Genomic DNA, 21,443 nt, shown 5'->3' on the forward strand with positions numbered 1-21,443 from the left:
GATTTATTGAAAGTGACATCGATTCTAACATTTTCCCCTGCGGATCCACGAACAGCCGCGTTATAATGCCGACTTTTATTGCCAGCAATTACAGGCCCGTGCCATGACCGCATCCGACAAAAAGCTTTCTTCTGCTCGTCTCACACAACCCACCAATAAATTTGTTGAAGAATTTACTGCTTCGGTAATGTTTGATAAACGAATGTATCGGCAGGATATCCAAGGTTCAATCGCGCATGCCACCATGCTGTGCAAAGTAGCGGTATTAACAGAAAGCGAACGTGATCAAATCATCACCGGCTTACAGCAGATCGAAAGTGAAATCGATAACGATCAGTTTGAATGGTCGGTTGCACAGGAAGATGTGCATATGAATATCGAATCCCGATTGATCAAACTGATTGGCGAAGTGGGTAAAAAATTGCACACCGGCCGCTCTCGTAATGATCAGGTCGCCACCGATGTGCGGTTATATCTGCGCGATATGATTGTGCCTATCCGTAGCGAGTTGCAACGCCTGCGTTCCACGCTGCTGGATGTGGCTGAACGTGAATTCGCTACCATCATGCCCGGCTTTACTCATTTGCAAACGGCCCAACCGGTGACCTTCGGTCATCATATGCTGGCCTGGTTTGAGATGCTTAGCCGTGATCTGGAGCGTCTCGATGATTGCAGCAAACGGGTTAACAGTTTGCCGTTAGGCGCAGCGGCGCTGGCTGGAACTACCTTTCCGATTGATCGTGAATACACTGCCGAATTACTGGGTTTTGAGCGTATTTGTCGCAACTCGCTGGATGCCGTCAGTGATCGTGATTTTGCCATCGAATTTAACAGTTTCGCCTCGTTATTAATGATGCATTTGTCGCGCTTTTCCGAGGAGCTGATTATATGGTCCTCGGCTCAGTTTGATTTTGTCGATTTGGGTGATGCGTTTTGCACCGGTTCGTCGATCATGCCGCAAAAGAAAAATCCCGATGTGCCCGAGCTGGTACGGGGTAAAACCAGCAGGGTCTATGGCAACCTGTTTAATCTGCTGACATTGATGAAAAACCAGCCTCTGGCTTACAACAAGGATAACCAGGAAGATAAGGAACCGCTGTTCGATACCATTGATACCTTACTCGGTTCATTGCGAGTTTATGCTGATATGCTGGGTGTGATTACCGTTAAGAAAGACAATATGCGTCTGGCTGCTCTAAAAGGTTATGCCACGGCAACCGATCTGGCTGACTATCTGGTACGCAAAGGCGTAGCTTTCCGTGATGCACATGAAGTGGTGGGCTTATCCGTAGCCTATGCGATTAAACATCAAAAAGATCTGTCCGCCCTGACACTGCAAGAACTACAGCAATTCAGTGATCAGATCGGCGATGATGTGTTTGCTGTGCTTACACTTGAGGGATCCGTGGCGGCACGCAACCATCTGGGAGGCACAGCGCCTGAGCAAGTTAAAAAAGCCATTCAAATCGCGCGCAGTGAACTATAGTTAATCTATTTTTTGTTATTTTCCCGACTGAATACAGCGTTTTGACAAGCTGTTTCGGCTAGTTTTTGCTTCATAATTCTCTGGTGCCACAGTACAGATGGCTTCATTAAAATCAATTATATTCGCGCTGATTGAACTGGCGAAACGCTGGCCAGGACTCATTGCGGCGATTGGGTTTGTTTCAGGTGTGGCCAGTTATTTCCTGGTGGAGCGTAAAGAATCGCTGGCCCAGGTCATTGCTGTTCTGATGCTGGTCAGCTGGGTATTTCTGGTACTGGAAAACTGGTTGCGCCAAAGCTTTAAAAACCGCTTTGGACTCAATATTCCTCCTGCACTGATGCACTACGTCACTCAACTGGTCCATCAGGAAAGTCTGTTTTTTGCGTTACCGTTTTTTCTTGCAGTCACTACCTGGAATCACACCCAGGCCGGTTTTACCGCTTTATTAATCTTATGTGCATCCGTTTCAGTCATTGATCCCCTGTATTACAAACAGCTTGCTCCACGACGTTCGCTGTTTGTTATTTTTCATGCACTGGCTTTGTTTGCAGTATTACTGGTAGCTCTGCCGATATTACTGCAACTGACGACTGGACAAAGTCTGGCTATTGCATTGATTGCTTCTCTGCTTTTCAGCTTACCCAGCCTGGTAAAATTTGTCGTCAATGGCCATTGGTGGCGCCGTCCTTTAATGGCACTCATGTTGACAGCTTTGGCTGCTGGCTTGTGGCAAGTCCCCAGCTTGGTACCTCCCGCAGCTTTACGATTAACCGAATTCAATTTGGTTCAGCAAGTAGATCGTGAACAACGCACACACAGTATCCACATTGATCGTATTGATGTGCAGTCACTGCAACGAGATGGCATATATGCCTGGACAGCTATCCGCGCTCCTCGTGGCTTGCAGGAAAAAATTCATCATCTATGGTTTCATAATGGCAAACAGGTTGATCAAATTACGCTGAATATCGAAGGCGGCAGCGAACAAGGCTATCGGGCCTGGACGCAGAAATTGAATTTCCCCAAAGATCCCCAAGGGAAATGGCAGGTAAAAGTCGTCACCGACTCCGGGCAGCTTATCGGGATCAAACGCTTTACGGTGGTTGCCAGCATCAAAGAAAAAGAAAGTCTGTTTGAGCGTCTTAAAACACCTTTTCTTCAGGAATCAACCGAAAATCAGGAAATCACGGAGGAACCCGCCGCTCCTCTAGAGTCGGAACAAGAAAGCCTATATGAGCGTCTAGCACCGCAGTTTATTCAGGAGATGAGCGGAAGTCCGAAAAATTCTGAAGAACCGAAAAGTATTCAACAACTGGAGAGTACTGAAATACAGAAGAACGCTGAAGACCCTCAAGCCACCGAAGAACTAAAGCACACTGAAGGACAAGAAAACGCTGAACAATAAATTAATCTTTTTGTTTGACGCCGAGAAATGAAGCAATGGTTAAAAATACCAGCCAGTCCACCAGCCTTCTTTCAGCGGTGACGATGAAACCGGATCGATATTAAAAATAGGCGTAAAGATTCAATGCCAGAATAAACAAGTTCATATTGGGACAATTTTTAGCGAGAAAATGTCACCAATCACTCTGTTTTGGTGCCACGGTATTGAAAAAGTCAGAAGTTTTCTGTGAATTATTTCAAGTCGAATAACAACTCTTAAACTCCATTTATCATTTATCTGGAGAGTGGTTTTTAACATAAGATATGAATGCGATAGATTATCGTTGCATTTGTAATTAACAAGTACCGCTTTTACTGTGCCTTGTTAAAAATGCTTTGAAGTACGACCAGAAAACGCTTTTTTACTTAGTAAGTGCGTTGAGTAAAACCTCACCGATAACGGAATTAAGGCTGATCGACAAGAATTAGTGCGCCAGCTGACAAGAATAAATCTCACCCTCAGGAACATAATATCTGCACATGCCGCACCGCCGGGGCATCTTTAAATACCAAGCAGTTATCCGAGGGGATTCATCATGACAGAGCATATTTGTACTCCAGGGTGCACACACGGCATCACAGAAGAAAATAAAAAAGACGTGGTAGAAGAATTTGATACTGCGCGACGTTCATTTATCCGTAACGCTTTTGTTGGTGGTGGCGCAGCCTCTCTGGGTGCCATGGGCGTGACCATGTCACCAATGAGTTTTGCCGCGGGCGCTAATACATCCATCAATACCGACGCACCCGGTCAGATGCACTATTACATTCCTGCCATCCCGGAAACGGTGCTATGGGGTTATTTCAGCAAGAACGCCAAAGCTACCGTTGAAATCGAGTCCGGTGATTTTGTCACAATGGAAACACTCACCCATCATGCGAACGATGATGCAGAACGGATGGTAAAAGGTGACCCCGGTGCTGAAAGCATTTTTCATTGGGATGCCGAGCGCAAAGGTGTCGATCGACGTGGTATCGGCCCGATGGACGCCAAGATTGGTGCAGGTGGTGGTGCCGGCGTGCATATCTGTACCGGTCCAGTGCGAATCAAAGGTGCTCAGCCGGGCGATATTCTTGAAGTCCGCATAGTCGATGTGACTCCCAGACCCAGTGGCAATCCTGATTACAAAGGTAAGACCTTTGGCAGTAATGCCGCTGCCTGGTGGGGTTTTCATTACGGCGATATGCTTACCGAACCAAAAAAACGTGAAGTCGTTACCATCTATGAAGTCGATGCAACGGGCGAGCGTAACTGGGCCAAGGCCGTCTACAACTATCGCTGGACACCACAAACTGACCCCTTCGGCGTGGTGCATCCCACTATCGACTATCCGGGTGTGCCAGTCGATCACAGCACCATCACCAAGAAGGAAAATATTCTGCGTGATATCCGGATTCCGATCCGGCCACACTTTGGCACCATTGGCCTCGCTCCTGCAGAAGCCGATATGGTGAACTCGATTCCACCCAATTATACCGGCGGCAATATCGATAACTGGCGGATTGGCAAAGGTGCGAAGATTTATTTTCCGGTCGCAGTGGATGGCGGGATGTTCTCGGTAGGGGATCCGCATGCATCACAGGGTGACTCCGAGCTGTGCGGTACCGCCATTGAGTGTTCATTAACGGGGACTTTCCAGTTTATCCTGCACAAAAAATCTGACCTGCCCGGTACTTCTTTGGCTGAATTGAATTACCCCTTGCTGGAAACCCAGGATGACTGGGTGTTACATGGCTTCAGTTATGCCAACTATCTGGCTGAACTGGGTCCCAATGCTCAGGATGATATTTACAATAAATCGTCGGTTGATAAAGCATTACGCGATGCCTATCGCAAGATGCGTCACTTTTTAATGACCACTCAGCAGCTGGATGAAGATGAAGCAATATCGCTAATGACGGTGGCAGTCGACTTTGGTATCACCCAGGTAGTGGATGGCAACTGGGGCGTGCATGCGATCCTGAAAAAATCCATGTTCCCGGCTCGCAGCTAGGGATTGGTTTATATTCTTCAGACCCAAGTTAATGGTTATGGCATAACACTTGCGAAAGGATACTTCAGTATTCAAGAAATAAGACACGACCGTGACTGACCTGAAACGCTTTTCTGCCAGTGCGATACCCGCAGAGCTACGCCAGCCGGCCTGGAATGAAATTCTTTCCAGGCTCGGTCTGGCAAGTGATGCAACCAGTGCCAATCATACTGATGACAGTGGGCATATGGCACTATCGGTCTCAGCACGCGACTCAATATTTGTACAACTCACCGCAGCCCCACAGATTCTGTCACCAATCCCAGTCAAAGCAACCCAACCCTTAAAAGGCACTGTATTGGTGCTCGCAATACTGGATGGCACCGCGCAGGTGCTGGATGCTGAGCAGACGGTCAAATTACGTTCCGGAGACATCATGTTGCTGGATCCGAGCCAATCCTGGCGACTGGCTTTGCAAACCCGTTTTCGCATCATGCTGATCAAACTGGAGTCATCCAGTTTTCTGCTCAGGCTGGTGCGTACCGGACGACAGGAAGCGAATCGCATCAGCACACAACAAGGTATCGGCGCGTTATGCCTGAATATGCTGCAATCGCTGACCGAACAGTTACCCCATGTAGATAACAATGAGCTCCCCGCATTGGAAGTCACGCTGGCCGAGTTACTGGTGGCATGTCTTTCCCATAAACAATCTACTGCCAATGAAGATGCTACTGATGTGCAATTGGCCCATTTGCGCCGCGTCTGCCGAACGGTAGATTCACGACTGGATGATCCCGATCTGCATATCGAACAGATTGCGGCACAGGAAGGATTATCCACCAGATACTTACAAAAACTGTTCAAAAACAGTGGTACAACGTTCAGCGAATATTTGAAGAGCCGGCGGATACAGCATTGCTGTGTTGATCTGGCTAATCCTGCCCTCGCCCAGTTCAGCATTGCTCAGTTGTGTTATCGCTGGGGGTTTAATGATGCGGCCAACTTCAGCCGTACCTTTTCGCAGTTTATAGGCATGTCACCAAAAAGTTATCGCGCTGCACCACCACAGGATCTGCATGAACAACTTCGCCGTGGCTGTCCGCAAACCAAACCGTCAGCTCGTTCCTCTGCAACCGATCCTCAATCCTTTCTGCAGGATGATGACATTCAAAAACGTCGCAGACCATTTCAGGAAGTATTGGATGATCATGCTAAATATGCGCTGTCATTGCGACTGGCCCCTAAACGGGTTTCCGACATAGAGAACACTGCGCCCACACAAACCGACACTCAGTCTTCTCGACAATATTACCTGCCAGTGTCCGATAAAACCGTTCACTGGGGCTATTTCAGCAATGCGATCAAACCAGTATTAACCGTCCGTTCCGGTGACATTGTGACCATTGAAACCTTATCCCAGCATGCCTCAGATGACTGCGAACGAATGATTGATGGCGATGCCGGAGCACAAAGCGTGTTTCACTGGACTCCAATATCAAAAAACGTTGACCGGCGGGGTGCCGGGCCAATGGATGCCACGATATTTGGCCGCGGTGCCGGCGAAGGTTTTGGTGTACATATCTGTACAGGACCAGTGTATGTCACCGATGCTGAACCCGGTGATGTGCTGGAAATACGCATTCTGGATATTCAACCACGACTTAGCTGCAGCCCCGAGCATCAAGGCAAACACTTTGGTAGTAATGCCGCCACTTGGTGGGGCTTTCAATATGACGATCTGCTGACTGAGCCCAAAAAACGTGAGGTGGTCACGGTATATGAAGTACATCAACACACCCATCCACCGCATGCCAAGGCAATTTATAATTTTCGCTGGACTCCGCAAACCGATCCCAATGGCATTGTGCACCCGACCATTGATTACCCCGGGATACCGGTGGATCATGCCACCATTGAAAAACAGTTCGGCATCCTTGAGAAAGCAACCATTCCGGTCAGACCACATTTCGGAGTGATGGCCGTAGCACCACGTGAAAGTGGATTAGTCGATTCCATTCCGCCCAGTTATTTTGGCGGCAATATGGATAATTGGCGGGCTGGCAAAGGCGCTAAGTTATTTCTGCCCATCGCCGCCCCCGGTGCCTTATTCTCAGTCGGCGATCCCCATGCTTCACAGGGCGATTCGGAATTATGCGGCACGGCAATTGAATGTTCTTTAACCGGAATATTTCAATTGGTGTTACATAAACAACGTGATTTAAAAGGCAGCTTTATGGATGGCCTCAGCCATCCATTTCTGGAAACACCGGATGAATGGGTGATACAGGGTATGAGTTTCTCCGACTACCAGGCCGAACTTGGCCCGAATGCCCAGACCCAAGTGTATAAAAATTCCTCCATGGAAGCCGCCATGCGCGATGCCTTCAGAAAAGCCCGTCACTATTTAATGAAAGAACATGAACTCAGTGAAGATGAAGCCATTTCACTGATTTCAGTAGCAGTGGATTTTGGTATTACCCAGGTAGTGGACGGCAATCTGGGCGTGCATGCGATTATCCGCAAGGCTATTTTTCCGGACTATAAAGCTGATTAAAAACGCTTATTGATTGCCTTTCCCAAGCTATACGCTAGCTATCACCGCATTCATCTGTACCCTTAAAATCCTTTGTAACCTGTAAGCACTATCTCTCCCTGATTCTAAATTTTGTGATGCAGTTCACTTTACTCAGGTTAATGCGATTAGTTAGGTCCGGCGCACAATGGTCAAGGAATGACCCATGTAAATAACAACATTTCAACATCTGCGCTGTTGGAGGCGAATACAGTCTCCCAGCAGTCGTTACGATAAAAGTTCATTAGGCCTTTGCTAACCGCGAATTTCTCGCGACACATCCGCTCTACATCTAAATTAATCAAGGAGAAGTCATGGACAAAACCGATCCGAAATCAAACCGAGGTAATGGTGGAGAAACTCACCAACAAGCAACTGGAAATACCTCAACACTTACCACTCAACAAGGTGCACCAATTGCCGATGATCAGAATTCATTAAAAGCCGGGGCCCGTGGTCCGACGTTGATGGAAGACCACATTCTTCGGGAAAAACTGTTTCATTTTGATCATGAACGTATTCCTGAACGAGTAGTACATGCCCGTGGTTTTGGTGCTCACGGCTATTTCGAAACCACAGAAACATTAGAAGACGTCACCTCTGCTGATATTTTCCAGCGTAAAGGCGAAAGAACCCCAGCGTTTGTACGATTCTCAACTGTTGCCGGTAGTAAAGGTTCGGCTGATCTGGCCCGTGACGTTCGCGGCTTTGCCGTCAAGCTGTATACCAAAGAAGGTAACTGGGACATCGTTGGTAACAACATCCCGGTATTTTTTATTCAAGATGCGATTAAATTTCCGGATCTGGTTCACTCCGTCAAAGAAGAACCCGATCGCGGATTTCCACAGGCGCAATCGGCTCACGATAATTTCTGGGATTTTGCGTCATTGATGCCGGAAAGCATGCATATGCTGATGTGGCAAATGTCAGACCGAACCATTCCACGCTCATTCCGGTTTATGGAAGGCTTTGGCGTTCATAGCTTTCGATTAGTTGATAAAGATGGCAAAAGCCAGTTTGTAAAATTCCACTGGAAGCCAAAACAAGGCATGCAATCTGTTTTATGGGATGAAGCGTTAAAAATCAACGGTGCCGATCCGGATTTTCATCGCCGTGATTTATGGAATGCCATTAATCAGGGAGATTACCCTGAGTGGGAACTGGGTCTGCAGATTTTTGATGATGAATTTGCTGAGAAATTTGAGTTTGACGTGTTGGATGCCACCAAGCTTATCCCCGAAGAACAGGTACCGATTCGTATTGTCGGACGTTTAGTGTTAGATCGAGTGGTCAGTAACTTTTTTGCTGAAACCGAACAAGTTGCGTTCTGTACCCAGAATATCGTCAAAGGCATCGATCATTCGAATGATCCGTTGCTGCAAGGCAGAAACTTTTCTTATCTCGATACGCAGTTAAAGCGTCTTGGCGGTCCCAATTTCACTCACATTCCAATCAACGCACCGAAATGCCCAATGCATCACTTCCAGCAAGATGGTCATATGGCAATGCGCAATCCAACGGGTCGAGCCAACTACGAACCGAATAGCTGGGGTGAAGAAGAAGGTGGCCCTCGTGAAGATCCGGCCAGAGGCTTTGAAAGTTATCCTGAAGATGTCTCTGGACCCAAAGTCCGTGAACGTTCTGAAACCTTTGCTGATCACTACAGCCAGGCCAGACAGTTTTATATCAGCCAAACTGAGACTGAACAACAACACATCATCAGTGCGTTTTCGTTTGAATTAAGCAAAGTTAAGAGACCAGCAATCCGTGAACGTATGGTCAGCCATCTGTTGAATATCGATCAGCAACTGGCAGAAAAAGTTGCCGAAAGACTTGGAGTAGAACCTTTGCCAGCGCCAGCTGAGGCAGCCATGCCAACCCGACAGGATCTGCCTGTTTCAGACAAGCTCAGTATTCTCAAAAATACCTTAGTGAGTTTTAAAGGTCGGAAAATGGGCGTGTTAATGACAGACGGTTATGATGCGGATATTTATCATCATCTGGAAAATTTGCTTAAAGGTGAAGGTGCGCTTTGCAAGGTAGTTGCGCCACATGCAGGAGAAATAAAAAGCAATAAAGGTGATGTATTGACCGTTGATGAAAAAATTGATGGAGGACCATCCGTTTTATTTGATGCGGTGATGATATTGCCTGGTATAGATTCCGTCGAGACCCTTTTACAAATTCCCAATGCCATTACCTTTGTCAGCGATGCATTCAATCATAATAAATTTATTGGTTATATTGAGTCGGCTATGCCTTTATTGGCAAAAGCCGGAATCGTAGAAATGCTGGACGAGGGTTGTCTGCAACTCGACAGTGGAGAGACTGCGGCTGAATTTATAACTAAATGTCGAAATTTACGTTACTGGCAGCGCGCCAGTTAATGCTCTTAAAATAGTCTTCAATTCTAACGTGTCACCATTGTTGCAGTGGTGGCACAGTTAGTAATTCTGAGCTCCATAGGAGGATCAGCATGGCTGCCAAACGTTATTCCTACACTTTGATTATTCTTATTATCTTGGCGGTGGCGTTGGTTATTCTGCGTTTGCAATTGCCTTCTATGGTGAAGGATTATTTAAACGATAAAATGGCTGAAATGGGTGATTATCAGGGAGAAATCGCTGATGTCGACATTCATCTGTGGCGTGGTGCCTATTCTGTTCATCAACTTGAAATAACTAAAAAAGACCAACCTTCCGCGGTCTTTTTCCAAGCTGAAAATATTGATATATCTGTCAGCTGGTCAGCTTTATTTAAGGGGAAAGTAGTAGCCGATGTTGATTTAATAGATGCCGAAATACATCTGGTCGATGATGGTAAAGAAGATAAATCTGAAGAAGAATCTACTTGGCGACAAACAGTACAAGACATTATCCCCATAAAGATAGACCGATTAAATATCGAAAATGGTGAAATTCACTTTCATAATTTTAACTCCGAACCACAGGTGCATCTGGTGTTTTATCAACTCAATGGTGAAATAACCAATTTAAGCAATGCGAATCGTAGTGGAGGACTTGAATACGCCAATTTTGATCTGCAGGGAAAGTTATTTGATAACGCAGCGGCGAACATGTCTGGACGATTGGATCCCTTAGGTGACTTTCATAATTTTCAAGTGAAACTGAAAATCACTCAGATTCAACTCACCAAGCTCAATGATGTGTCTGAGGCATATGGCAACTTTAACTTCAAGTCAGGCAATGGCGATTTTGTAATGGAATTGCAGGCCGAAGACGCGCAACTGACCGGTTACGCCAAACCCATTATGGATAATGTTGAAATATTTGATTTAGAGAAAGATTTACAAGAGGGTATTTTCAGTACTGCCTGGCAAGCTATTGTGGGCGCTTTCGGGACAATCTTTCGTAACGATCCCAAAGATCGTATTGCTACTCAAGTAGAGATCCGAGGCAATATGAATCAACCGAATGTCAGTGCCTGGCAGGCTTTTCTTGCTATTTTACAAAATGCGTTTGTAAATGCATTTGAGAGTGACTTTGGTCGTGAACCCGACTCAAAGTCCACACGATCCCAAGACAAAACTCCTGAATCTGAATCTCGCGCTGATTCCAAGGCGCAATCGGAAACAAAAAAAGATGACGTGAATTGCCGCCTTCGGCCAATGTGGGAGCATTGTGATTAAGAGGCCTTAGGTTTAATCATCAGCGATTGGTCACTTGTCACGAATAGCCGCCACCAATTCCGACTTGCTCATATTGCTGCGTCCTTTGATGTTTAATTGACTGGCCCGGTTATATAATTCCTGCTTGGTGCGTGATTCTAGAGAAGAATTCGGGTTGCCAGTTCCTTTACTGGTTTTGGATGGCGTTCGCCCCTCTTCCCGGCGCTGCTTGTTGACTGTGCGTGCGGCAATTTCTTCAGCTGTATCGGTTTTTTTGCCAGTTTTACGCTGTTGTTCTTTTATATGTTCATACTGACGTTCATCTTTATCTGTCCACTCGGCAATCATAATGTGTTCCTCCGGTTCATAGTATTAAAACAACATCGTCCACATTATCAAGGCCATCAGTACCATGCCTATATCCTCGGTTAAAGTGACGGTACTTAATGGCACATCCAGAATTGACCCCATACAAGGACAGTTGATATCCAGCCCTTTGCGTAGCGCCAGAATCACTCCAATAGCACCGAATCCCAATATTAATATGGTTAATGCATACACTAGCTGGGGCATAAAAAATGAGAGATAACCCAGGCCTAAAGCCAGCTCCAGCCAGGGGTAAGCATAAGCATAAGCCCGGCTTTTCCTAGCCAGTAAATCGTACATCTGAAAGCCATCAGCAAACGCCGAAGGATGAAACAGTTTTAACAAGGCAAAAATCGTTAAAAAGATGCCCATAAAATAGTGCATCCAGTTAAGCAGAGTGACCTCAGTGGAATAACTTACCGCCAGCGCTGCAACGGCGCTGATGAAAATTAATGCCAGCAAGGGCCAGTAGTCTTTCAGGTGCTTGCCGCGATCCTGCTGACGCTGTTTAAAAGCGGGCTGACTCATCGGAAACCTCCTTATCGGTGGATTTCAGTGGGGAAAGTCTTGGAGAAAAGTATGAAATTGAAAGGCATGATCAACATGCCATAGTTCAGATGGTAACAGCTTATTTCTTATAATAAAAAGGCCCTGCCGCTGAGACCGACAGAGCCTTTTGCGTTAACTGACTTTTTACTTAGAAATCATATTTTAATGTCAGATTGGCATTACGCGGTGCGCCATAGGCCAACTGGCTGTAAAAACCGATATTGGTGAAGTACTTTTCATCAAACACATTATTGATGTTCAGCTGAGCACTCAGTGCTGACGTCATCTGATATTTAGCCATCAAGCGCACCAAGGCATAACTGTCCTGCTTCAACTTCTCGGTTTGACCTAATGGATTGGTCGCCAAAGTATAATTAGAGCTTTCCCAGTTCAGACCGCCTCCCAAGGTAAGCTGATTCAACTTGTAAGTGGTAAATAACGTTGCAGTGCGACGCGGATGACGGGTGTTAACTGCGATCCCCTGAGCATCTTCTGCCTGGAACTGTGACCAGCCGACCATCAGATTCCAGTTATCTGTAATCGCACCCGAGATCTCTGCTTCGAACCCCTTGCTGGTCGTGCCCTCTGCTGCGTAATAAGCCTGATTAATGGTGCCAGGAATTAAATTATCGGCATCAGCCTGAGCCAGATTATCTTGGTCGATTCGGAAAACAGAAATCATTGCATTGAGCCGGCCTTGCAGATATTCAGCCTTGATGCCTGCTTCATAGTTTTCCCCTTCCAACGGATCCAGATAATTTCCATTGCGATCCTGATAATCCTGTGGATTAAAGATATCGGTGTAACTCACATAGGCTGAATAGATATCATCAATGTCATAGATCAATCCCGCATAGGGAGTAACAACCTGATGATGATCAAAGTTGTATCGATCACCATTCCATTTCATACCATCAATTTCCCAGTTCGTAATACGGCTACCCAGGATTAATTTCAGCGGGTCAGCAAGAGTCAGCCGAGCGACAGCATAACCACCGACTTGTTTCGTGTTTTGGGTGGTGTAGGTCGTTTTTTCACCCCATTCCGGTTCAGGATAAGAACCGTCCCACTCGTAAAAACTGCCTGGTGCAGTGGCTACGCGTGGGCGGTTATCAGTCGTTAAATCCTGTTTACTGTGCATGAAACCCACCGTTAATTCATGACTTTTGCCAGCAAAATCAAATGGCAGTGAGCCATAGATATCGATAGTATCCTGTTCTCTTTCGACGTCGTACCAGGTCGGACTGGCTGACATGCCAAGACCCGTTGTGCGATCAGGCGAACCGGAGAGATAGAGTAATCTCAAGTCTGCCTCATTGATGTTTTTTGTATAACCCGCATAAAGTTTTAGACCGCTATCAAAAACATGTTCTACATTGGCAAAATAATTGGTATGAATAGAACTCCACTCGGTCCAGTCGGCTGCCGTAGTTTTTGAACGTGACCAGTCGGTTCTGCCCCCATCACTGAACCAGGTTGGCAAACCACCCCAGGTTGAACCAGTGGGTTTATTCTGTTGCTGGCTGATGCCGACATTCATTAACGTGTTATCTGTAAGATCAGCCGCTAACGTGCCATAAAACACGGTTTTTTCGTTTTCCAGCAAATCAATAAACGAGCGCTCATCCAGGTAGCTGCCTACAACCCGTCCACGCACTGTTCCGGCTTCATTAAGTGGTGTTGAAATATCGACTGTGCCTTGATAACGATCCCAACTGCCGGCACTGACAGAAGCATGGCCGGTAAATTCTTTGCTGTCAGCCTTTTTACGAACCAGGTTTATTGCAGCAGAGGGGTTACCCGCCCCAGAAATTAAACCACTCGCACCACGAACGACTTCAATGTGATCATAAATGACCGTATCCATCTGCGATTCGCCCGCTGCCCAGCCGCTTGTCCAGGTTGTTGGCACGCCATCGATCTGATAATTATCGATATCAAATCCGCGAGCTGAGAATCCACTGCGCGAGCTGTCAAAAGATTTGGCTGTCACCCCGGTCACCGTATTGACCACATCAGTTAATGATTCCAAGCCCATATCATCAATCATCTGTCGGCTAATAACCGATACCGATTGTGGTGTTTCACGAATTGATAACCCCAACCGCGTTGCAGTATTCATCGAACCTGTAGTGTAAGAATTCGTCCCTTCAGTAGTGTTACCAATACCGGCTGCGCTGACTTGAACAGGCGCTAAGGTCACACTATCCACTCCTGATGATGCATCTGAAGAACTGGCTTGCAATTGATAGCTGTCGGCAGATGTTTTTACTACTTGCAGATTGGTGCCTTGCAGTAACTGCTGCAAAGCTGAATCAATGGAATGTGACCCACTCAGTCCCGGGCTTTGCAGTCCGCGGGTTAACGCGGCATCAAAATAGATATTCACGCCTGCCTGACTGGCAAAACGATTTAACACCCTGCCTAGCTCACCTGCCTGAATGGAATAGCTTTGCGTCACTGTCTCAGCCATAGTGATGGTTGAATACAGACTGACCGGCATGAATAACGCACTGCATAACAATAAATGTCTGCTGGAATTGTTTATCCGCTGAATGGCACGAACAATAGGCGTTCTTTGGGCTGTCGATAGAATGGTTTGCATAAGTCCTCTTGTATGAATAACGTTGTTAAGGGGTTACTCACAAGGACGAGTCAGCATTTGAAAAGGTATAAAGGTTGATTCAGGCGGGGCGAACAATGACCCAATATCGACTGCGAAAAGTGATTGAAACCGGGAATAATCGGCTCACGGCCAATAAAGCCTGATCGGTGTCAGTCAAATCAAACGTGCCACTGATATGAAATTTTGATAACTCCGGTTCAGCGCGCATGACACCAGGACGATAACGGGCCAGCTGATCCAGAAACTTATCTAACGGCATATCATTGATAATCAGCTTTTGCTGCACCCAGCCATCTGCACCCTCCACAAGTGGCTCAAGAGATGCAAATGTCGTTTGGGTAAAAATCAACTGGTTACCTGCCGTGCAAGTGGTCTGCTGTTTATCAGGCAGACTTACTTTTACCTGATGCTCAAACACCGACAGAATCGTGCGATCTTTTTGTTGCTGAACAGAAAACCGTGTACCTAAGGGTTTTAATAAACCTTGGCGGGTTTGCACAACAAAAGGCCGGATATCGTGGTTCGGGCTGGTGGAGATCATGATCTCACCCTGTTGCAGATTAATCCGTCGCTCCACTGGTGAAAAATCAACATTAATTGCTGAAGCACTATTCAGCATAACGATTGAACCATCAGACAATTGCACTTCGCGTATTTCACCCGTGATGGTGTGATGATCCGCCAGCATCAACCTTGCAGGCGAATATTGCCAGGCCAGCCAGCTTGAGGAGGAAATAACACCAATACCGGCAATACTTTTCAGCAGGTTTCGTCGGGCATTGGCAGGTTGTGCTTCTGTGTCTGGTTTAAGTGAATTAAATGCCAGTTCGCCAGGGAGCTGTTTGAGTTGTTGCTGCAATTTTTCCAGCTGCTGCCAGGCCCATTGATTTTCAGGTTGTGTTGATAACCAGTTTTGCCAGGCTTGTGTCTTCTGGCTAGTCGACTCACCAGTGAGTTCTACATGCCACTGTGAGGCTTCCGCCAGCGCTTTGTACTGCTGAGGCGTTAACTTCGCTACTACGCTGTTCATGCATCAAGCTGCTCATATAACGAAAATAGCAGGCAATGCTGGGTGGCTTTGGCCATGTATTTTTTCACTGAGCTCTCAGACATTCTCATCTCATCGGCAATTTCGCGATAAGTCATCCCTTTGAGCTGAGACATCAAAAAAGCTTTTTTCACTTTGACGCCCAAACCATCCAGCATGGCATCTATCCGGTACAGTGTCTCCAGCAAAATCGCACTTTGTTCTGCTGAAATAATCTCCTGCTCCGGTTGCTGCATTAAGGCTTGCAGATAGGACTGCTCGATAGTCCGGCGCCTAAAATGATCGATCATTACCCGTTTGGCTACTGTTACCAGATAACTTCGTGGCTCACGAATAGCCTCCACTTTAGCCTCGAAATCAGGAGCAGTGAGTAATCTGATAAAAGTATCCTGGGCCAGATCAGCCGCTTGATGGGAACAATTCAAACGTTCTCGCAACCAGTTTTGCAACCAGCTGAAATTGTTTTGATAGAGTTTTTCAAGGTTTTGAGTGGAAGAGGGCAACAATGGCGCATTCATGGTAATTATTCACAACTGTTAATGATAATGATTCGCAGTTGCATTTTATGGTAATTCGTTTTCAAGAGCAATCCATATAGACTATTCTTAAATAACTATCGTCTATCGATCCAACCACTGCCGCAGCAGATTATTTCGAATCCGTGAAAGGCGATCATATTGTTGGGTTTTGCCACGAAGATTAAATTCCTCACGCAGCGACAGCTCTGTATCAAACAAAATTTCCCTTTGCTTCGGGTCACGTACCCGACTGGTCACCCAACCGACAATAACCAGTCGTTCGCCTTCGGTAACTTCATTGACTCGATGCAGATAAGTTGAGGGATAGAGCAGTAAATCCCCGGCATCCAGTTTCCAGCTACGTTCACCGCTGCTGTCTTCCAGTACCAGTTCGCCGCCTTGATACTGGGTTTGATCAGACAAAAATAGGGTAAATGAAATATCGGTGCGTTGGTTATTAATTAAAGCTTCATCAACATGGGTGCCATAATGCATACCGGTTTGATAACGACTTAGCAGCATACGAACAAACTGCTGGGGATAGGTGCTCTGAACGAATAAATCATTGACCAGCAAACGTTGCTCAACCAGTTTCAAGGTTCCTGCAACTTCAACCCTATCCGCTTGCTGATTCTGTTTTACCTGAATAGCAGCCCTACCCGCTGTGCTCTGTCCATCATGGAATGGGATGTCCTTAGTCATTGCTTTGATGGCTTCAAGATCAGCAGCTGATAAACATTGTGAAAGATGCAGGATCATATTGAGAATGAGTCTCATTTATGGCAAAGTAGTTAACTTATCATAACGCCACTCTGAGAGACAGACTATGCAAGAAAATCGAAAAAAATGGGTAAGCCTTGGGGTTGCTCTGGCCAGTGGGATCAGTTTGAGTGCCAATGCAGCCGATATGTCACATGATATGCATTTTACCAATGAAAATATTACCTTAGCAGCCGCTGGCGAAGGTGAAGGTGGTGGCGTCACTGAGACCGATCTGAAAACCAATGATGTCGCGTTTTTAACCCGCTTGGGTTTGATTCGTGGTCATTTGCTGGTGGGTTATGAATTGTATAAACAAGGCCAGGTCGAAATGGCGATTACCCATATGAAACATCCTCGCGATGAACTGTATGCAGGCCTGGTGCCATCAATCGAATATCGAGGTGGAAAACGCTTTGACGATGCATTGAGCAATCTGGCCGACAAAGTGACCAGCAAAGCCTCCCAAAAAGAAGTGGATGAAGCTTACGAACAACTTGAAGCAGGCATTAAAGCCGCTGAAGCTGTGGTGAAACCGGATTTAAAAAATACTCTGCAAAGCATTAAAGATTTGATCCGCACCGCGGGTGAAGAATATGCACTGGGCGTAGAAAACGGCAAACTCATTAATCTGCATGAATATCAAGATGCTTACGGCTTTACCCAAATCGCCAAGCGCCGTCTTGAACAACTCCCCAAAGCAACTCGTAAAGAATCTGCCGAGACAGTTAAACAGGTTGAAGGCTATTTAGCTGAACTTGCCGATCTTTGGCCAAGCATCGCGCCTGAGGGCGATGTAGATGGTGATGCATCTAAACTTTACGGCGCGGCAGCGCGGATTGAGATTGCCGCATTAGGCGTCTAAATAATTATCGTTAATTTAAGTTCTTCATATAAAAGCAGGCTTTTACACGAATGTCGTATAAGTCTGCTTTTTTGCATTCTTAAGTCGTAATTTTCTGAGCCATAGCATTACTCCGGTAATGGATAGTAGTAACGGGATAAAACCTGCAACCATCCAGATTATTCGTCCTGAAACGCCTAAAATCTGACCAGTATGTAATGGCAGTTGCCATGCAGCATAACTGTCTCCAGACAGATAGTTTTGCGGTTCGTCGATATGCAATATCGTTCCATCCAAACCGACAAAAACAAAGATATCTCCATACGGCCCTACAGAACCTTTTTCCCTTAAATAAACCGTATAAAAACCTTTCTCGGAATGATTTCTCAGATAATAGGCTTCTGTATCCGGACGCTTTTTCAATGCCACATCAGCTGCATTATCAAAGCCGTTATCAGTCTGTGAAATAGTCTCGCTGGCTGGGTGAAATGGCGGCGTCACAGGAAAGATACTGGTGATAACTGGCCGGATAACCACGTCCATATTCCACCATAAACCTGTCCAGAGAATAAGCAGAAACAAAACCGAAAATATCAGCCCGAATGATCGATGCAAATCAAACATTAATCTGGATGATCCGGCCGTATGTTTAATACTAAGTGCTTTTTTCCATTTGTTTTTCTTGGGCCAAGCCAACCAAATACCTATCAACGTAACCACCAGCCACAAAACCGTGACAATGCCCAATAAATATTTACCGAAAGATCCCAAACCTAAGCTGTAGTGCAGCCGATAAAGAAAAGGCATCAAATGACTGCGGGCCAAACTGGTTCGGTCAATATCCCGATCGCCAAGAATCTGCCCGGTATACGGATTGATAAATACTTCATCAATTCCCGTTGACTCCCCGGCAAGATAAAAAATAACGCTGGACGTATTATCCTTTGCCAGAATAATTCCATGAATCGTAGCCTTTGGGTAATTGTGCGAAACCTGAGCTGACAAGGCATTTAAGGAGTGAGTGTTTTCTCCAACCGTCACTTGATACCAGGCGGGATTAAGCCAGTTATCAATCGCCCGCCAGAAAGTGATAGCCGATCCTGTCAGACCGGCTATCACAATAAACACCAGGATAAAAACACCAATCCCGCGATGTAAAAGCAGCCAGAATGAGCGCTGCGACAACAGAGCAGTCATTTGCGATGTTTTACATTTCTGCTCTTAAGGCAATACCAAATGTTCTCGGTGCACCGACATCCAGGAAGGTCTCACTTTGATTATTGGTAACGTATTCACTATCCAGCAAATTTCTGACAAAAGCCGAAACGATGAGATTTTTCGATAAGGGATATTCCCCATTAAGATTCACCAAAGTCACACTGTCGTTGTCACGTTCAGTGGCGATACCATTGGTGTAAGCCAGCGTAATACTATCCGACTGGTAGACAATATCACTGCTGACTCTTAATCCATTGATAAATTGGTAGCTGCCACCCAGCGAGACTTTGTATTCAGGAGCAAACGGGAATTGCTGTCCACTCAGATCATTGCCATCCATATTGAAATCAAGATATCTGGTATGGTTATAAGAAGCGCCTGCAAATAGGGTAAATGCACTAGTTACCAAATAATCCGCTGAGAGCTCCAAGCCCTTCATCCTGGATTTTGCCGCATTGGCTACCGTGGCAATGCCCAGTTCATCGGAGATTTCAACCTGCTGATCTTTCCAATCGGTGTGATAAATATTGAGATTAGTATTTAAACGGTCAGCCAACCAACTGCCCCGCCAGGCGAGCTCATAAGTACTGGTATATTCCGGATCATAGGGTCGGTGAGCTGTAGAGGTACTTAAATCCACACCGCCCCCACGATAACCTTTTTGCCAGGTTAAACCGATAAGATGGTTTTGATTCAGCCTGTGACTTAAACCAACTTTTGGCAACAGCTCAGTGAATGAGTTATTTTCATCGGCAGACTCAACTGTCGCCAAGCCTAATGGATCCACATACTGAAATTTCGTGTTGTTTTTTTCATGATCCAAACGCATGCCGGTAATCCAGGTCCAGTTGTCAATAAACTCCCAGTTCACTTCACCGAAAACAGCCTGATTGCGAATGACGATATCACCCTGTGAGATGAGTGCCGGGTCATCAAAACCGCCCAGATTCAGATTGATTCGATCATCAATATCATTACTGTGTTTAGCGTAATAGAGCCCAAAGTAACTCAACAAACGTTCACTTTCGTAAGTAAAACGAAATTCCTGACTTAATAGATCCTGTTTATGTTTACGAACGGCTTCTCGTTCAAGCGTGACAGTCTGATCAAAGTCCAATAAAGAATCATAATTTGACCAGGTACCGCTGGATAAACTGCTAAACGTCCAGTTATCCGACAAGTAATAATCCAGTTTGGCTGAAGCGGTATTTTGATCCAGGGCATCTCTTTCGGCTGTATTGAGATAATGTTTGTAATATCGAGGTTTGCCGTTTTCGACACTGACGGTATTCGCGCCTCTTTTTTGCTCGGTACGATCCAGCGTCAACAGTAAGTCCATTTTTTCTGCAGGTTGAAACAGCAGTTTGCCGCGAATATTGACTGCACGTTGCGCATCGCCATCCCGATCAAGGGTTTCGTTCTTGATATAGCCATCCATCGTTTGATAATCGACAGCCAAACGGCCGGCCAGGAGATTGTCCACTATCGAGTCATTGGCAACGAATGAAATACCTTGCTCACCATAACTGCCGAAGTTGGTTTGAGCAGCGAATTCCGGCTGAAAAGTTGGATCATTAGTTTTTAATACTACTGCCCCTGCCAGAGAATTGCGTCCCTGCGTGGTGGATTGTGCACCACGATAGACCTCAACTTGTTCCACATCCCACAAACGAAGTGGAGTCATGGTGACCAGTCGATGTGTCTGCGCAGCACCATCCACAAATACAGTCACGGCGCCATTCATCGTGCCTGCCCCCTGAGAGTCAAATCCGGAAACCGGCACCCCACGAATTCCCCAGTTTTCATTACCGGACTGTGTATAAAGTCCGGGCGTTCTGGCCATAATATTTTGCAAGTCCTGATCGGCATGCTGCCGAATATCTTCCTCACCATATACCGCAACACTGGATAACGTGTCCTGCAGCCTACGATTAATTTTTTCTCCGGACACGATCACCGCTGGTAAGGCAATTTGATTATTCGTTTCAGCAGATGGTGTTTTATAAAGCGTAAAACTGCCATCAGCTCTCTGCGAGAGTGTCAGCCCACTGCCCGCCAGCAACCTTTCCAACACCTGCTGCCGTGAATATTGTCCTGAAATACTCGGGCTAATAAGTCCGTCGGTGAGGCCAGGATCAAATGACAAGGTAATTCCTGCCTGACTGGCGAACTGGTTAAGCGATTGTGCCAATTGTCCGGCTGGAATCTGGTACTGCTGTTGAGAATCGGCTGCTTCGGCGGCCATTAAGTTGGTTAAGGGTAATGCAGCGGTGATGACAACCGTGGCAATGATTGCTGCCTTTATCGATTGGTTAAGTAATGTCTGTTTTTTTAAGTTAGTCGTTTGGAGAGATTGAGCAGGTTTCATGGAGCTTCCTTTTCAGCGTAAATAGCGTGAATGAGATTCATT

At 46.1% G+C, this 21,443-nt stretch carries 15 protein-coding genes; 7 read left to right on the plus strand and 8 right to left on the minus strand.

Annotation, left to right across the window (positions count from 1 at the left end; all coding sequences use genetic code 11):
• Positions 1-103: 103 nt before the first annotated feature.
• The 6 genes from argH to LGT40_RS14060 all read left to right on the plus strand — a co-directional run bounded on the left by argH (position 104) and on the right by LGT40_RS14060 (position 11,126).
• Entirely contained in the window at positions 104-1,486 is a 1,383-nt protein-coding gene (gene argH / locus LGT40_RS14035) for an argininosuccinate lyase (RefSeq protein ID WP_226070911.1), read from the plus strand.
• Between the two features lie 97 nt (positions 1,487-1,583).
• Positions 1,584-2,891: a DUF5924 family protein gene (locus LGT40_RS14040; protein WP_226070913.1), complete on the plus strand. Its 1,308-nt coding sequence runs from the start codon at positions 1,584-1,586 to the stop codon at positions 2,889-2,891.
• A gap of 574 nt (positions 2,892-3,465) precedes the next feature.
• Positions 3,466-4,923 carry an acetamidase/formamidase family protein gene (locus LGT40_RS14045; RefSeq protein ID WP_226070915.1) on the plus strand — a complete coding sequence of 486 codons (1,458 nt, stop codon included), beginning with the start codon at positions 3,466-3,468 and terminating at the stop codon, positions 4,921-4,923.
• Positions 4,924-5,014: 91 nt separating this feature from the next.
• On the plus strand, positions 5,015-7,459 hold the full coding sequence (locus tag LGT40_RS14050) for an acetamidase/formamidase family protein (protein ID WP_226070917.1): 2,445 nt from the start codon (positions 5,015-5,017) through the stop codon (positions 7,457-7,459).
• A 332-nt stretch (positions 7,460-7,791) separates the two neighbouring features.
• A complete protein-coding gene (locus LGT40_RS14055) occupies positions 7,792-9,864 on the plus strand; it encodes a catalase (RefSeq protein ID WP_226070919.1) in 2,073 nt (690 codons plus the stop codon).
• A gap of 89 nt (positions 9,865-9,953) precedes the next feature.
• Positions 9,954-11,126 (plus strand): AsmA family protein, encoded by a 1,173-nt coding sequence (locus LGT40_RS14060; RefSeq protein WP_226070921.1) that lies wholly within the window; start codon positions 9,954-9,956, stop codon positions 11,124-11,126.
• 30 nt (positions 11,127-11,156) lie between these two features.
• Here LGT40_RS14060 and LGT40_RS14065 read toward each other — a convergent pair whose 3' ends face one another.
• The 6 genes from LGT40_RS14065 to LGT40_RS14090 form a co-directional block, all read right to left on the minus strand.
• On the minus strand, positions 11,157-11,453 hold the full coding sequence (locus LGT40_RS14065; RefSeq protein ID WP_226070923.1) for a Rho termination factor N-terminal domain-containing protein: 297 nt from the start codon (positions 11,451-11,453) through the stop codon (positions 11,157-11,159).
• Between the two features lie 24 nt (positions 11,454-11,477).
• Positions 11,478-11,999, minus strand: coding sequence for a MauE/DoxX family redox-associated membrane protein (locus LGT40_RS14070; RefSeq protein WP_226070925.1), 522 nt, complete (start codon positions 11,997-11,999; stop codon positions 11,478-11,480).
• A 169-nt stretch (positions 12,000-12,168) separates the two neighbouring features.
• Complete coding sequence (locus LGT40_RS14075; RefSeq protein ID WP_226070927.1) at positions 12,169-14,625, minus strand: TonB-dependent siderophore receptor; 2,457 nt, start codon at positions 14,623-14,625, stop codon at positions 12,169-12,171.
• A 79-nt stretch (positions 14,626-14,704) separates the two neighbouring features.
• Positions 14,705-15,676, minus strand: coding sequence for a FecR domain-containing protein (locus tag LGT40_RS14080; RefSeq protein ID WP_226070928.1), 972 nt, complete (start codon positions 15,674-15,676; stop codon positions 14,705-14,707).
• On the minus strand, positions 15,673-16,212 hold the full coding sequence (locus LGT40_RS14085; protein WP_226070929.1) for a sigma-70 family RNA polymerase sigma factor: 540 nt from the start codon (positions 16,210-16,212) through the stop codon (positions 15,673-15,675). Before LGT40_RS14085 ends, LGT40_RS14080 begins: the two co-directional genes overlap by 4 nt.
• A 102-nt stretch (positions 16,213-16,314) precedes the next feature.
• On the minus strand, positions 16,315-16,971 hold the full coding sequence (locus LGT40_RS14090; RefSeq protein ID WP_226070930.1) for a Fe2+-dependent dioxygenase: 657 nt from the start codon (positions 16,969-16,971) through the stop codon (positions 16,315-16,317).
• Between the two features lie 67 nt (positions 16,972-17,038).
• Here LGT40_RS14090 and LGT40_RS14095 point away from each other — a divergent pair, with 67 nt between their 5' ends.
• Positions 17,039-17,836 carry a 4-helix bundle domain-containing protein gene (locus tag LGT40_RS14095; protein ID WP_226070931.1) on the plus strand — a complete coding sequence of 266 codons (798 nt, stop codon included), beginning with the start codon at positions 17,039-17,041 and terminating at the stop codon, positions 17,834-17,836.
• 42 nt (positions 17,837-17,878) lie between these two features.
• Here the strand turns inward: LGT40_RS14095 and LGT40_RS14100 are convergent, their stop codons facing one another.
• Together LGT40_RS14100 and LGT40_RS14105 are read right to left on the minus strand one after the other, a co-directional pair.
• Complete coding sequence (locus tag LGT40_RS14100) at positions 17,879-19,012, minus strand: PepSY-associated TM helix domain-containing protein (RefSeq protein WP_226070932.1); 1,134 nt, start codon at positions 19,010-19,012, stop codon at positions 17,879-17,881.
• A 10-nt stretch (positions 19,013-19,022) separates the two neighbouring features.
• Positions 19,023-21,401 (minus strand): TonB-dependent receptor, encoded by a 2,379-nt coding sequence (locus LGT40_RS14105; RefSeq protein WP_226070933.1) that lies wholly within the window; start codon positions 21,399-21,401, stop codon positions 19,023-19,025.
• Between the last annotated feature and the right edge of the window lie 42 nt (positions 21,402-21,443).

The sequence above is a fragment of the Methylophaga pinxianii genome (assembly GCF_020447225.1).
Classification (GTDB): domain Bacteria; phylum Pseudomonadota; class Gammaproteobacteria; order Nitrosococcales; family Methylophagaceae; genus Methylophaga; species Methylophaga pinxianii.